General features: G+C 63.4%; 10 protein-coding genes. 1 reads left to right on the forward strand and 9 read right to left on the reverse strand.

From position 1 onward, the window contains the following. Positions 1-41: 41 nt before the first annotated feature. From ACIUM1_RS00535 to ACIUM1_RS00575, 9 genes are all read right to left on the reverse strand, one after another. Positions 42-965: a TIGR03564 family F420-dependent LLM class oxidoreductase gene (locus ACIUM1_RS00535; protein WP_406815385.1), complete on the reverse strand. Its 924-nt coding sequence runs from the start codon at positions 963-965 to the stop codon at positions 42-44. Positions 966-1,107: 142 nt separating this feature from the next. Beyond that, entirely contained in the window at positions 1,108-2,520 is a 1,413-nt protein-coding gene (locus ACIUM1_RS00540; protein ID WP_406815386.1) for a PAS domain S-box protein, read from the reverse strand. A 59-nt stretch (positions 2,521-2,579) separates the two neighbouring features. Further along, positions 2,580-4,004: a WS/DGAT/MGAT family O-acyltransferase gene (locus tag ACIUM1_RS00545; protein ID WP_406815387.1), complete on the reverse strand. Its 1,425-nt coding sequence runs from the start codon at positions 4,002-4,004 to the stop codon at positions 2,580-2,582. Next, positions 3,992-4,936 (reverse strand): 3-oxoacyl-ACP synthase, encoded by a 945-nt coding sequence (locus tag ACIUM1_RS00550; protein WP_406815388.1) that lies wholly within the window; start codon positions 4,934-4,936, stop codon positions 3,992-3,994. Before ACIUM1_RS00550 ends, ACIUM1_RS00545 begins: the two co-directional genes overlap by 13 nt. After that, positions 4,920-6,023, reverse strand: coding sequence for a 3-oxoacyl-ACP synthase III family protein (locus ACIUM1_RS00555; RefSeq protein ID WP_406815389.1), 1,104 nt, complete (start codon positions 6,021-6,023; stop codon positions 4,920-4,922). Before ACIUM1_RS00555 ends, ACIUM1_RS00550 begins: the two co-directional genes overlap by 17 nt. A gap of 3 nt (positions 6,024-6,026) precedes the next feature. After that, on the reverse strand, positions 6,027-8,345 hold the full coding sequence (gene ppsA / locus ACIUM1_RS00560) for a phosphoenolpyruvate synthase (protein ID WP_406815390.1): 2,319 nt from the start codon (positions 8,343-8,345) through the stop codon (positions 6,027-6,029). Between the two features lie 2 nt (positions 8,346-8,347). Continuing rightward, positions 8,348-9,925, reverse strand: coding sequence for an AAA family ATPase (locus ACIUM1_RS00565; RefSeq protein ID WP_406815391.1), 1,578 nt, complete (start codon positions 9,923-9,925; stop codon positions 8,348-8,350). 12 nt (positions 9,926-9,937) lie between these two features. Continuing rightward, the gene (locus tag ACIUM1_RS00570) at positions 9,938-10,825 is read right to left on the reverse strand and encodes a universal stress protein (protein ID WP_406815392.1); all 888 of its coding nucleotides are present in this window, start codon (positions 10,823-10,825) and stop codon (positions 9,938-9,940) included. A gap of 95 nt (positions 10,826-10,920) precedes the next feature. Next, complete coding sequence (locus ACIUM1_RS00575) at positions 10,921-11,799, reverse strand: universal stress protein (protein WP_406817876.1); 879 nt, start codon at positions 11,797-11,799, stop codon at positions 10,921-10,923. Between the two features lie 146 nt (positions 11,800-11,945). On the opposite strand from ACIUM1_RS00575, the gene otsB reads away from it, so the two are divergent. Continuing rightward, on the forward strand, positions 11,946-15,638 hold the full coding sequence (gene otsB, locus ACIUM1_RS00580; RefSeq protein WP_406815393.1) for a trehalose-phosphatase: 3,693 nt from the start codon (positions 11,946-11,948) through the stop codon (positions 15,636-15,638). Positions 15,639-15,659: the final 21 nt, after the last annotated feature.

Here is a 15,659-nt window from a genome sequence, read left to right on the forward strand (position 1 = left end):
TACGTACCGGCGGCTGTGTATGGCCATAGTCGGAAGAATGGTCAGGAGTCGTACGCGCGCAGCAGTGCGCGGGTGCGTGCCCGGCCCTCCGCCGACGGATCGAATGCCGCGGCGACGTACTCGTCGACACCGGCGGCGCGCAGTTCGTCGAGCCGGCCGCGCACGGTGTTCTCGTCGCCGATGATTGCGGCATCCTGCGGTCCGGCGTAGCCCTCCCGGTCGAGCATCGCGCGGTACGAAGGCAGCTGACCGTAGATGGCGAACTGTTCGGCCGCCTGCTTGCGGGCGGCGTCGACGTCGTCGGTGACGCTGACGGGCAACGACGCGGCGACGCGCACCTGGCCCTCGCGTCCGGCCGCGGCGGCCGCTTGCCGCAGCGTGGGGCCGACATGCTCGGCAAGCGTCTTAGGGCCGGTCATCCAGGTGCAGGTGCCTGACGTCCGGCGCCCGGCGAGCTTGAGCATTTGCGGGCCCAGCGCCGCGATGTAGACGTCGGGCCGCGGCGCCCCCGAGATCATCAGCGCGCCGCGGGTGGTCACCGTCTCCCCCACCGCGTCGGCACGTTCACCGGCCAGCAGAGGCAGCAGCCCGTCGAGGAATTCGTTCAGCCTGCGCACCGGCTTGTCCCATGGGATGCCCCACATTCCCTCGGTGACCGCCTGGTGGGTCATACCGAGCCCGAGCGTGAACCGGCCACCCGAGGCCAGGCTCACCGTGAGGGCGCGCTGCGCCATCTGCATCGGATGCTGATTCTGGATCGGCACCACCCCGCTGGCCACCTCGATGGTGTCGACGTCGTGCAACGCGATGGCCACGATGGTGAGAAGGTCTGGCTCGTATGGCAATTGGCTCATCCACACCCGTTTGAAGCCTTCATCGCGAAGCATCGCGAGGTTGGCGATCGTCGCGTCGATCGGTGACTCACTGCCCGACCCGCTGAGTTGACCGAACATACTGACCTGCATGACCACCACGCTCCTCCGCGTCGCCTTCTGTGGTGGGAAGGTTGTTGTCATGCAACTTTACGTCTAGGCCTTCCTGGCCATGCATTTTGATAAGACGCTGTCAGAGGTCGGTTGTCCGCTCCGCCTCAGCACCCGGCGCCGATCACCGCAGCGGGACAACCCATCGTAGGTGGGCGCCTCCGCCAGCGGCGCTACCAACGCTGAGGGCGCCTCCTGCCAACTCGGCTCGCTGGCGCAAGTTCTTCAAGCCGCCTTCCGTGATGTCGCCTGGCAAGCCTTTACCGTTGTCGACGACGTCGATGCGCAACTCGTCGGCGACCTCGACGGCAATCGTGAGCTTGGTCGCCGCCGCGTGCCGCACGGCGTTGTTGATCGCTTCCGTGATCACGGCTTCGGCGTCTTCCGCCAACGCACCTTCAACCACCGAAAGCGGTCCTTTGTATTGAACGGTGGTGGCCAGATCGTCAGAAAATCGGCCGATCACTTCATCAAAACGCTGACGCAGCCCTGCGACGTCGGTAGGCCTGCGGCGCAGGTCGAAGATCGCGATGCGAAAGTCCTGAACCACCGCGTGAAGGTCGTCAACCGCCGTGTTAAGGCGCTGCTGCACATCGGCCGAGCGCGCCAGCGGGATGGTGCTCTGCAGTGCGAGACCAACCGCGAAGACGCGCTGTATGGCATGATCTTGCAGGTCGCCGGCAATGCGGTCACGCTCAGCCAGCACCTCGGCCTGGGCGCGAGTTTCGGTGAGTTCGGTCTGGAGGACCATCTGTTGGGTGATATCGCGGATGGCCGCCGACACCAATACGCCCTGCTCGGTCCGCAGAGGGCTGAGGCTCACGTCGGCCGGAAACACGGTTCCGTCGCGACGCTGGCCCCAAAGCTCTAGGCCGGCCCCCATGCGCCGAGCGCACGGCCCGGCGAAGAAGCCGGAACGATGCTGCACGTGCGCGCCCCGCAGTCGGGGCGGGATCAGCACCTCGATCTCCCTCCCGAGCAGATCTTCACGCTGATAACCGAACAGCTGGTCAGTTCGGGCGTTTGCGAGCATGATGCACCCGTCGGGACCGACTATGACCATCGCGTCCGGCGCCGACTCCAGCAAAGCGTGGAACATGGTTTCGGCTCGCTGGTGCTCGGCGGTCACATCTCGCATCACGTTCGTAAACCCGGTAACAGCACCCGTGTGATCCTTCATCACGGCCAACACCACGCCGGCGCGAAACCGCTGACCGCTCTTGCGTACCCGCCACGCTTCGAATTCGATGCGACCCGACTCGCGCGCCTTGGCCAACTCGCGTTCAGCTAGCCCTGCATCACGGTCCTCTTCCGTGTACAACATCGCCACGGATTGGTCGAGCGCCTCGGCCACCGAGTAGCCCGTCATCGCCTGCGCGCCAGGGCACCAGCGGACCACGTGACCGTTCGCATCGATTTGGATGATCGCGTAGTCGGTGATCGCATCCACCATGGCATCAACGTCGAATAGACGCTCCCGCAGGCTTTTATTGAGTAATGCCGCGCTGAGATAGCCTTCGGTGCTGGGCGATGTCATCAGGGCTGGCCTCTTCCGTTGCCTCGACTGAAGCTGCTACCGCTCGGCCACACAATGATTCATGGAGTCTCACCCGATAATTCAGGGATTTGCCGCCCGGGCTTCGAAGCGCGCTTACGCCGACGCGCACGGGTAGCCCTGATCAACCGCTCGACACCATCTTCGATTCCACTGGCGAGCGCCTCGATGTCGGGCGCGGTGTCGTAATCGGCGGTGATACCGAAAGCAAAGCTATCGGCGTAACTCACCATCGCGATGCCCGTGCGCAGTTGAAGAGCGATCGGAGGAATTGGCAGAATTTCCAGTACCCGACGCCCCATCAGTCTCTGCTGACCTCGCGGACCCGGAACGTTGGTGGCCAGGGCGACAACCGCCCGTTGGGGCAGTCGCATCAGCAACCGAATCGTCCATGCGGAGAGGGCGAACGGGACACGTGTGATAGCCGAGACCACAGCACTGCCACCTTCGCTTTGGCCGCTCGCTTTTGCTCGGTTGAGCCGATCGTGCACCAGCCGCAGCTGTTCCACTGGGTCCTCTTCGTCGACCGGCAGCAGGGGCAACATGGCCGAAACGCGGTTGTCGGCCACGTTGAACTGGTCAATCGGACGAACCGAAACCGGAACCAGCGTGCGCAACGAGCCCCGTCCGGGCCGTTCACCGCGCTTGAGTAACAGCGTACGATAACTGTTCGTAATCGCTGCCAACGCAACATCGTTCACCGTCACACCGAAATGGCGGGACACTTTCTGCAAGTCGGCCAGCCGAACCCGGGCCGCGCTGTACCGGCGCATCGTCGTGACCCGTCCGTTGAGTGACGATTCCGGCGCGGGGGCGAGCAGGCTGGCCGCCAGCTCGACAGTACCGACCGCAATGTGCTCAACAGCAGTAGCCGCATCGATGGCGCTTCGTGCGATGTCAGCCACCCAGTTCAATGGGTTGGTGCTTGGTCTCATCGACCCCGGCCGCCAGGGTGACCGCTGAGCCACGTGAATGTTTGTCGCGAAGCTGTTGCCGTCGTCATCGTCGCTGAATTTCGCCATCAGTTGCGTTGCCGCAATGCCATCGGCGATGCAGTGGTGAATCTTGGTCAGTACCGCCCACCGGTTATCGCACAGCCCTTCGATCAGCCAGCACTCCCACAGTGGCCTTTCGCGATCCAGTCGGCGCTCCATCAAAGACGCGACCGTCTCAAACAGTTCGGTATCCGCCCCGGGACGCGGAACCGCGAGCCGATGCACATGGCGCGAGATCTCAAAGCAGGGATCGTCCACCCACTCGGGCGGTCGCAGATCGAGTGGATGAGTCCGCAACACCTGCTTGAATCGCTGGATTGTCGGCACCCGTTCTGCGACAACGGAAAGGAACTCGTCGTAGCTTGGCGCCGGCCCTTCCATGATCGACACCCCGCCCACCGCGAGGCTCACGTGAGGATCGGCGTCTTCGGCCTCGAGGAAGCCCGCGTCCAAGGCGGTTAGCTGCTCCATGTGGCCACCTTCCGCGCCGCTTTGCCTGATTGAGAAACCGGAAGTGCAGACGGTGGTTGTCGATAGAGAGCGGCGCCACCTGTAGTGCCCGCACCGGCGACGACAAAAAGCATTTGAGTGCCGAAGGGTAGCGTCTCGGCTTTTCGATCGAATGCGGCTGGCAACGCCGCGGTGTGCATGTGTTGATCCTCGGCGACGAAGATCTTGTCGACGGGCACCCCGAGCCTCTCGCTCAGCATCGTGCGGTACCCGTAGCACGCGGGCGCCGCGACAATCACGTCGACATCCGCAAGCTGCGCCGATTGGGCTTCCAGGCATGTGCACACCGCCGACGCGGCCGCTACCGCGAACCGCTCATCGACGTCACCCGATTGATCGAATCGGAGAACATTGCGTGAATCGGCGAATCCCACTGTGGCGGCGAAGCTTTGTACCTCCGGTGTGAGGTCCTCAGCATTCGACCACGACACCGGACTCAAACCGTAGTTCTCATCCGTCCATCTGCACAGCAACGCCGCGCCGGCGGCCGAGAACGGAAAGTGCTCGCTCATGCCGTGTCCGGGATCGGCATCGCTGGCGACGATAAGGGCCAGCTGGACGGCACCTGACCGCAAAAAGCCGTCGACAATCTGGAGTGCGGTGAGCACCCCGCAGGCGCCGTTGGCGACATCGAAAGAAAACGTGCCGTGGGCGCCGGTGTGGGGATCTTCGGGATTAGCCCCGATGTCATCCTGGATCAGCGCCGCCAATGCCGGCTCTCCGAGATTACGGTCGCGATAGATTCCGGCGTTGACAACGAGATCGAGTTCGTGGGGGTTGCGGCCGGCCCCCTGCAGGCAGTCCTTTCCGGCGGCTACAGCCAAGTGCAGAGCACTATGCCGGCTGCGCCAGCGCGGATGGGCGATGGCGACTCGATCAATGATCGTGCCCATAGCGGCTCACCAAATCCTCGTCCAGGGTCATCAAGACGACGCCGATTTCCAGCCCCGACGCCAGCGCGAGCAGCGCGATCCTCTCCCCCGCCGCGATGCGTCCCGCTTCGAGTTCCTCGACAAGAGCCACCGTGTGGGTCGTCGATGCCGTGTTGCCGTACCGATCGACGGTGATTACGGCGTCATGGCGGGGCCTGTCGCCGAATGCTTCCGACATCCGTGCCATTCCTTTGCGAATGGCACGGGCCGAGGTCTGGTGCGTGATCACATGGTCGATGTCGTGGATCGAAATACCCACGGCATCAAGGACTTCGTGGAGTAACAACGGCGTGTCGGCAATCGCGGCCCGCTGGATGGCGCGGGAATTCGTGAACATCCGCGCGCCGGGATCATGGCCTTGCGGATAGGCCAAGCAGAGCCGGCTGTAGTCGGCAACTGTGGTGAATCCGGCCAGGGTGATGCCGGCAGAGCCGGCAGGGGCCCGCTCGAGGAGCAGGGCCGCCCCGGCATCGCCCAGCGTCAGGCACGCCAATTCCCTACTCATGATGTTGCGGATGTGGCGTGCCGCATTATGGCTCAGCTGCGAAATGTATTCACCGCTGACCACCAGCCCCCGCTCGACGATTCCCTGCCGAATCCAATTGTTCAGAATCGTCACTCCGGTGAGCATCCCCGCGCAGGCGTTGGATACGTCGAAGGTCATGGCCTGTGATGCACCGATCGCGCGGGCCACACCGCTGCTCATCGGCGGCTCAAGCCATTGAGTTAGGCCACCACGGAACTTTGTGATGCTGCAGCTGATCACCACATCAAGCGACGCGGGATCCTGTTGCGCCCTGGAGAGGCAGTCGATCGCTGCCGAGGTGGCGAGGGTGTACGAATCTTCTTCGCCCACAGAGATCCGCCGCTCGCGGATGCCGGTCAGGCGTTCCAGATCGATGTGCGTCCGATGCCGTGTGGTTGCCATCAACTCGTCGGTCGTCAGGTGTGTCTGCGGCAGATGCCTGCCGGCACTCGCCAACCGGGTGATGTATGGTGCTGCAACCCGTTCCCCGACGGCGTCCATCACCAGCCAATGCCGCGGCATCGGTCACACTCCGCTTCGCGGGCGCGTGGCCCAGTTGTTGACCTCCGCCGCTTCCAAGAGCAACCGCCGTTCCGCGGCGGCAACCGCGCGCCGGGTGGCGGCCACCGCATCGGGGTTGACCGACACCGAGGTGATGCCCATCCTGACAAGGTGTTCGGCGAAGGTCGGGTTGGTGGACGGCGCCTGGCCGCATAGCGACGACGTGATGCGGTGTTTGCGCGCCGTGGCGACAATGCGGCCGATGGCGTCGAGAACGGCCCCATCGGACTCGTCGAACAGCTCGGCACAGATCTCCGAATCGCGATCCACCCCCAAGATCAGCTGTGTCAAGTCATTGCTGCCGATGGATACTCCGTCCACCCCCAGCCCGATGTATTCGGGTAGCCAGTAGGTCACCGAGGGGACCTCAGCCATCACCCACCGATGCAGGCCGCGCTGGGAACCCAGCGGGCTCATGTCAACCAGCGAAAGACAGGTCTCCAGTTCCCACCGAGTTCGGACAAACGGAATCATCAGATGCACGTTGGGATTCTGCTCACGCACCCGCGCCAGGGCCTGAAGCTCCAGACCGAACAGATCCCGTTCTTTGACGTACCGATAGCACCCCCGGTAACCAATCATCGGGTTGTGCTCGACGGGTTCGTAGGCGTCACCGCCCTGCAAACCGCGGAACTCGTTGCTGCGGAAATCCGTTGCACGGTAGATCACCGGCCGGTTCCCGAATGCCGACGCGATTCGCCCGATGGATGACGCGATGCCCTCGATGAGAGCGGACTGCTCACCATTTGCGATGAAGTCCCGCGGATGCCTGCCCGAAAGAGCCTGGGTGAGTAGGAATTCGGCGCGCAGCAACCCCACACCGTCAACGTCTTGGGCCGCAACCGCTTCGGCGGTATCGGGTATGGCCAGGTTGACGTAAATCTTAGTACCGGTTATCTCAGTGGCATTCGTGGGTACGACCGGCTGCTGGGGCGCCGAAACACGCGTCAGCGGGCTGAGGCTTCCGGCACTGACGTTCCCGCGCGAGCCATCGACTGTGATGGACTGGCCCTCGCGCAGGATGGTGGTCGCATTGCGGGCGCCCACGACGCAGGGAACTCCCAGTTCACGCGCCACGATGGCGGCATGGCAAGTCATACCGCCGGTCTCGGTCACCACTGCCGCCGCGCGCCGGATGGCGGGAAGCCAATCCGGATTGGTCATCGGGGCCACCAGAATCTCGTTGTCCAGCAGGCGATTGCTTTCTTCCGGGGTGCGGAGCACTCGCGCGCGTCCGGAGGCCGACCCGGGTGCCGCCGGCAGACCCCGAACCAGGACCCCCGTTGTTTCCGAGTCGTCGGACGCGTGTGTATTGAGCGTGGTGATCGGCCTGGCCTGGACCAACCAGGCTTTACCGGATGCGATCGCCCATTCGACGTCTTGCGGGCAACCATGGTGCGCCTCAACGGCGATCGCCAACTCGGCAATGCGGCGCAACGACGTGTCGTCAAGGACTCGCCCTTGCGCCTGGGCGGGGTCCAATTCGACAATGACGTCGTGTCCCTCAGGGCCGCGCTCGATTTTGAAAGCCTGGTAGCCGGTTTTCACGTCGACCACGTCCAAGGTTTTCTTGTCGACGACGTAGGTGTCGGGCTGGACCTTTCCGGAGACCACCACTTCCCCAAGCCCGAGGGCGGCTTCGATGACGATGTGCTCTCGCTCCCCCGTGCTGGGATCGGTGGTGAATGCGACGCCGGACTGCTCGGAGGCGATCATTTGTTGGACGACGACCGCCATCGCGGGATCGGCCCCGAATCCACGGCTGGCGCGGTATGTGACGACCCGCGGGCTGAACAGCGAGGACCAGCATGTGGTGACTGCCTCGAGTAGGGCGGTTTCCCCGGTCACGTTGGTCACCGTTTGATTCATTCCGGCGAACGACGCGTCCCGACCGTCTTCGCCGGTCGCCGAAGACCGCACGGCCACAGTACAGTTTGAACCTAACGCACGGTAGGACTCCAGCAGCTGATCGCGGACGTCCGGACTCACGCCCGCCTTCGCCACCAGGGTCCGCATGCGTTGACAAAGCTCGGCCAGGCGGGCGGGGCTGTCCACCTGTGTCAACGCTTCGCGATGCAGGGCGGCGAGTTCGGTATCGACACCACCTGTCTCCATTGAGGCAAGGTAGCTACTGCGCATCAATACGAAACCAGGCGGCACCGGAAGGCCGGCGGCGACCAACTCGCCCATGTTGGCGCCCTTGCCGCCGGCCTCCTCGGCGTCTCCCAGGCGCAGAGTCGCGATATTCGAGACGTACTTGCCGGTAAGGGTTTGGGTTGACATGTCTAGCCCTTCTCAATCTGGTTGCGCTGCGCCGGCCCGTAGACCGCCCGGCGCCAAACTTTGTGAGCTTGTTCGACGGAGTGGTCGAGCTTCCCCGACGTGTCCAGCGGGTACGCCGTCTCCCACTCGTCGTACTGTCCAGCCAATGCCGCGGCGATGGCCGGAGTCACGTCGGAATTGCCTTGCCGGCGTGTAACTATTCGGTCGGCGGCGACTTCAGACTTCGCCGAGCATCGGATTTCCACAAAGGTCGAAAATGTCTCGCAGGCAATTCGACAGGCGTGAGCGCGAACATGCGGATTGCGCCAGGTGCCGTCGAGGATGACCGATTGCCCGTTGGCCAGCAGCGCCCGTGCCCGGTGCAAGACGGCGTCGTACACCGTGCGGACGTTGGTGGGACAATACAATCCCGCGTCCAGGTCGCCGGGGTCGCCGGTGATGATTCCCACTGCCTGTAATTCCCGACGTACGTCATCGGTAGAGATGACCTGTGCCCCCGTCTTTTCGGCGAGGGCTCGTGCGATGGTCGATTTCCCTGTGCCCGGATTCCCTCCGACGAGGGCCATCCGAACGCTGCCGTTCTCCAAGTGTCGGGTGGCGATGGCCAGGTGCCGCGCCGCATCTGCGGCAGCCTCGGGGTTGCCTTGCGACACCCGTAGGCAGTCGACCTTCGCTCGGACGACGGCGCGGTAGGCAATGTAGAAGTCCCGCAGTGACGATGGAGCGGTGTCGCCCGAGTGGTGTGCATAGCGTCCGAGGAAATAGTCTCCAAAGTCCGCGCGTCCCAGGAACTCCAAATCCATCGCCAGGAATGCGGCATCGTCGATGCGGTCGAGGTACCGGAGCTTGTCGTCGAACTCCAGACAATCGAGGAGTGCCGGTTCGCCAGCCGCGCAGAAAATGTCGTCGGCAAGCAGATCGCCGTGGCCGTCGACAATGCACCCGGCTGTGATGCGCTGCGTGAATAAGGTGGCACGGCCCGAAGTGAAATCGACTGCCAAGCGTTGGATCCGGGCTAGATGCTCGAAGGAGAATCCCGAGTCGGGCTTTTCCGCAGAACGATTCAGCTCTATCAGGTTTTCCCGAAACCGTCCGTCGACCGCACACACCTGGCCCTGAGCGTCAATGGCGCGGCTCCGCTGGGCCCGTTGGTGAAAGCGGGCCAACATGGCGGCGATGGTGTCCAACACCTGGTAGAGGGATTCGTCGGGACCACAGCTCACCTTGTATGCCAGACGGTCTTTATCGAAGTAACGGCGCATGACGACGACCGGTTCGGGGGGAGCGCCCACTGGATCGGTGAGATAAGCGATCCCGAGGTAACTTTCAGGGGAAAGCCGGCTGTTTAAGTGGACCTCGCGATGGCACGCACGCTCACGCTGCTCCGGTGTACGGAAGTCGAGAAAGTCGGTCAGCACCGGCTTCTTCGCCTTGTAGGCACGGTCACCGGCCAGCACCACCACACCGGTATGGGTTTCGTGAAGATCGACATACGGCACCGCGGACGTCCCCGCTGCCGCAACGTCAGCGGTCACGACGCCGCGTGCCCTCACCGTCGGTTTGTCAGTCGCCGTGGACATCTCGGTGTGGTCCTAGGACGGCCGGGCCACGATCACCGGCATGCGAACCGAGTGAACGACCGCGTTGCTCACCGAGCCCAGCAATGCGCCGGTCAGGCCACCGCGGCCGTGGCTGCCCACGACCGTCAGCTGCGCGGATTCTGACTGCTCGACCAACTGCCTTGCCGGTTGGTCGCACACGACGATTCGGTGCACCGTGACGTCGGGGTAGCGTTCTTGCCAGCCGGCCAGACGTTCGGCCAGGATCCGCTTCGCATCGCGCTTCACCGCGGCCCAGTCCATTCCGGGAAGCCGGAAAACCTCGGTATCGCTCCAGGCATGAACCGCGTTGAGTTCAACGCCACGTCGTGAGGCTTCGTCGAAGGCAATGCTCGTGGCGACTTCGGAGGCCGGCGAGCCATCGATTCCGACCAAAACTGGCGCCTGCTGCGGGTAAGGCATCAAGGGGTCCTCATCGTGAATCACGGCGACCGGACAACTCGCTCGCCGTACGATGCCGGAACTGACCGAACCGAGTAAGGCCCGGCCGATGGTCCCACGTCCACGGGATCCGACGACGACCATTTCTGCCTCGTCCGACATTTGGACCAGCGTCGGCGTCGGAGGTGCCTTCCACAGTTGGCTCGCGATGTCGATTCTGCGGCTTGTTCTCGTAGCGTCCTCGGCGATCTTGACCGCTTCTTGCAGGAGCCGGCGACCGTCGTCCTCCCGCCATATCACAGCATCGTCTACGAGCGGCAGCACCGGCCACGCCGGCACGAAGGGGTGCAGCATGTGGACCAACGTCAACGACAGATGACGCATCGCCGCGTCACGCGCGGCCCAGCAGACGGCAAAATTCGACGCGGGCGACCCGTCGACACCAACGACGATGCCATGGCGCTTCACGGATTCTGTCATTTCGCTCTCCTTCCGCAACCGCCGAAAACACCGTGACTCCAACGGTTATCGGTCATGAGTCTTTGATCCCCAGGTGTTGCATCCCGTGCAGCGGGCTAGGACGACCGGGCGACAATCACCGGCGTGTGGACGGCGTGAACGACCGCATTACTGACCGAGCCCAACAGCATCCTCGCAACGCCGCCTCGACCGTGACTGCCGACGACGACAAGCTGAGCTGATTCCGACTCTTCGATCAGTGCTCGGCCCGGGTGATCCAGAGCGACGAGTCGGCGCACCTTGACATCGGGGTAGCGCTCTCGCCAACCCGACAGATATTCCGCCAGACTCCGCTCCGCTTCCTCCGCCCACTCGACCCATGGGAGCTGAAACACCGCAGCATCACTCCACGCGTGGAATGCCGTCAGCTCGACACCACGACGCGACGCCTCATCGAGCGCAATTTCCAAGGCAAGCTCCGACGCCGGCGAGCAATCGATTCCCACCAGCACGGGGGCTCGATCGGAACGCTGCGTGTATGAATCCTCGGCACGAATGACCGCGACCGGACACCTCGCGGCATGGACCACACCCGAACTGACCGAACCCAGCACAACCCGGGCGGCCGCGCCGCGCCCGTTGCTGCCGACAACAACCATCGCTGCCTTTTCGGACAGCTCGACTAGCGTCGGCACCGGGGGCGAATGCTTCACCTCGGTCGCGACTGAGATTTTTCGGCCTGCCGGCACGGCGTCTTGGGCGATCTTGACCGCTTGCTCGAGAACCTTGCGGCCGTCGTCTTCCTGCCAAACCCCCACGCCGCTCGGCATCGGTATTTGTGGGAATGTCGGCACGAATGTCTTCAACATGTGGGCCAGCGTCAGCGGGACGTCTCGCATGGCCGCCTCGCGCGCCGCCCAAACGACGGCGGCATCCGATGCGGGCGATCCATCAACTCCGACGACGACGCCGTGGTGGTCTACCGGTGCAGACATTGTTTCTCCTTCGGTCTGGTCACCGGAAACGCTATTGCCCGAACAGTCGTCGATCATGAGGCTTTAGTCCTCAACTGCGTGGACGAGAGACCTTCATCGGCTCGCCACGGGTTGATTGGCGCTCGCGCTGTGGCATCGTCGCAAAGGTGACCGAGTGGCCCGCCACCATCGACCGGCGATACCACGACGCGGTGATTCTGGGACTCGACACCGTGGTGACTGAGACCGCGTCGGGTGTCGTCGAGGAGCGCGGTTCCGCCGGTCCACTGTTGCGGCGGCTGCGAGACGTCGGCGCCGCAACGGCCGTTTACTCATCCACCCCGGAGTGCCTGCAAGTGCTGCGCGCTGCGGGAGTCGACGAACTGGTCAGCATTGTTGTCGGCGAACCCGAGATCCCGGAAAGGCTCGATGTGCCGGCGCTGGCCGAAGCGGCAAGGCGCCTGGGGGTCCTTCCCGTTCGGTGCGTGGTTATCGACCGCGACCAAGCCGTACTGAGAGCCGGCAGAGACGGCGGCTTCGGTCTGGTCCTCGGGCTCGATTGCAACGGCTACGATGACGAATTGCTGTCCTGCGGGGCCGACGCCGTCGTCGCCGACCTGGCCGAGATCTCCGTGCGAAGTGGCGGCAGTGCAAGGTCGGCCAAAGCCGACGCCATGCAGGCTTACAGCCAGCTGAAGGAACTGCTGTCAACCCGACGACCGGTGGTGTTCCTCGACTTCGATGGCACCCTGTCCGATATCACCCCGAACCGGGACTCGGCGACACTGGTCGACGGTGCCGACGAAGCGTTGAGCGCGCTGGCCGCGCAGTGTCCCGTGGCGGTGATCAGCGGCCGCGATCTGGCCGATGTACGCGAACGGGTCAAGATCAACGGAGTGTGGTATGCGGTCAGCCACGGCTTTGAACTGATCGCACCCGATGGCACCCCCCACGAGAACGCCGCCGCCGGCGTCATCGCTACCGTTGCGCGTGCCGCCCGACGGTTGACAGAGACGCTGGGTGATGTCTCGGGAGTAGTGGTGGAGCACAAGCGTTTTGCGGTGGCTGTTCACTATCGCAATGCCGATCCGGCAGACATCGATCGGGTGATGGCGGCGGTTCGCAACCTCGGGCGTTCCGAGGGCCTACAGATCGCCACCGGTCGCAAGCTCATCGAGCTGCGTCCGAACATGGACTGGCGAAAAGGCACGACAGTCAATTGGCTGCTCGAGCAGATTGGGGCCAGCGATAGCCATCTTGATGCTGGGGCCGTCTTACCGATCTACATCGGCGACGACATCACCGACGAAGATGGATTCGACGCGGTCGAATTCGACGGCGTGGGAATCGTTGTGCGGCACAGCGAGGACGGTGATCGCCCGTCCGCCGCCCTGTTCAGTGTCGAAAGCCCTACCGTTGTTGTGGAATTCGTCCGCCAGCTGGCCGAAGATTTGGAAAATCTCCCGACGAGGCCTAGCGGCGCTTGGGAACTCGTTTACGAGTGTTATGACCCGAACGATGAGCGGCTGCGCGAAGCGTTGTGCACCGTCGGCAATGGTTATGTCGCCACTCGTGGTTGCGCGCCGGAGGCGGCGGCGTCCGAGGCCCACTATCCGGGCACTTACGCCACGGGCGTGTACAACACGCTGACCGATCGGATCGCGGACCGGACCGTCGAGAACGAGAGCCTCGTCAACCTGCCCAACTGGCTGCCGCTGACGTTTCGGATCAACGGCGGGGCATGGTTTCACATAGACGATACTGAAGTGTTGTTCTATCGGCAGACATTCCACCTAAGGCATGCGACGCTGAGCCGCAGACTCCGCTTTCGGGACAGCTTGGGTCAGATCACCACGCTGACGCAGCATCGCTTCGCTTCCATGCACCAACCTCACGTTCTTGCCATGCAGACGATTATCAGCGCCGAAAATTGGTTGGGCACAGTCGAGTTCAGATCCCTACTGGACGGAGACGTGCAAAACACCATGATCGAGCGCTACCGTTCATTGTCGAGCGCTCATTTGATCGAATCGGCGATAGACGAAATAGCGTCCGACTCGGTCGCATTGCGGACGCAAACGTCGCAATCGCATATCTCGATCGCGGTCGCGGCCCGCACTACCGTGTGGCGCGACGATGCGCCGGCCAACGCACAGTACAAATTCGTACGCGACGGCAACCGTGGCGGTCACGATATCCGGGTCGCGCTGGCCGTGGGACGGTCGGTCACACTGGAAAAGGTCGCAACCATTTTCACCGGCCGGGACAGCGCGATATCCGAATCGGCGAGCGCCGCCCAGCAACATCTTGACGCGACCGGCCGATATGCCGATCTGCACCGCCAGCACGTCCGGGCATGGGCCCGGCTGTGGGAACAGTGCAGCGTCGGCCTTGCCGACACCACGGCGGCATCGCAGGTCCTCCGGCTGCACCTGGTGCACGTACTACAGACGCTTTCGCCTCACACAGCCGAACTGGACGCCGGAGTCCCGGCGCGGGGGCTGCACGGCGAGGCCTACCGCGGCCATGTCTTCTGGGATGCGCTGTTCGTCTCCCCCGTGCTGAGTGTGCGGCTACCGAATGTCTCTCGGTCACTGCTGCTTTATCGGTATCGGCGGCTTCCCGAGGCCCGACGTGCCGCGCAGCGGGCGGGCTGTATCGGCGCGATGTATCCCTGGCAATCGGGCAGCGACGGGCGGGAGGTGAGTCAGGAAGTGCACCTCAATCCGCGGTCCGGTCGTTGGAACCCGGATGCCAGCGCGCGTGCGCATCACGTGGGTCTCGCCGTCGCGTTCAACGCGTGGCAGCACTACCAGGTGACCGGTGATCGCCAGTTTCTCGTCGACTACGGAGCCGAGATGCTGCTCGAGATCGCCCGATTCTGGGCGCGCCTAGCCAACTTTGATGACAGCCGCGGCCGCTACACGATACGGGGGGTCATCGGCCCCGATGAATTCCATTCGGGATACCCCGGAAAGGAATACGACGGGATAGACAACAACGCGTACACCAACGTGATGGCGGTCTGGGTGATTTTGCGGGCGATGGACGCGCTGGACCTGTTGCCGCTGCGGGACCGGCTCGATCTGGTCGCAAAAGTCGATCTGGGCGCCGACGAGCTCGACCGGTGGGACCACGTGACACGGCGCATGTTCGTCCCGTTTCACGACCACGTGATCAGTCAGTTCGAAGGTTATTCGGAACTGGGCGAACTGGATTGGGAGCATTATCGGCGGCGCTATGGGAACATTCAGCGCCTCGACCGCATCCTCGATGCCGAGGATGACAGTGTCAACAAATATAAGGCGTCCAAGCAGGCCGATGTGCTGATGCTGTTCTACCTGTTGTCATCCGAGGAATTGCTGGGTCTATTCGGCCGCCTCGGCTATAGGTTTACCCCGGCGCAGATCCCAGAGACAGTCGACTATTATCTCGCGCGCACGTCGCATGGCTCAACGCTGAGCGCTGTCGTGCATACCTGGGTTCTTGCTCGCGCCAACCGGCACATGGCCATGGAGTACTTCAACCAGGTATTGGAGTCCGACATCGCTGACATCCAGGGCGGCACCACATCGGAGGGGATACATCTGGCGGCGATGGCCGGCAGCGTGGATCTGCTGCAACGGTGCTTCACCGGTCTGGAAATGCGTGACGACCGGCTCGTACTCGCCCCACTGTGGCCCGAAGCGCTAGGTCCGATGGAGTTCACCATCGTGTACCGCGGTCAACGCCTTCATCTTCGGATCGGCGGGCGAACGGCGGCCGTGACCGCGGAAGCCGGTAAATCGTTGCCGATTGACGTGGAATGTCGTGGTTGCGTGCAACAACTCCTGCCGGGCCACACCATCCAGGTCGGGTGAATATCAAAACAGATGACGATA

The sequence above is a fragment of the Mycobacterium sp. M23085 genome, assembly GCF_045343915.1.
In the GTDB taxonomy this organism is placed as follows: Bacteria; Actinomycetota; Actinomycetes; order Mycobacteriales; family Mycobacteriaceae; genus Mycobacterium.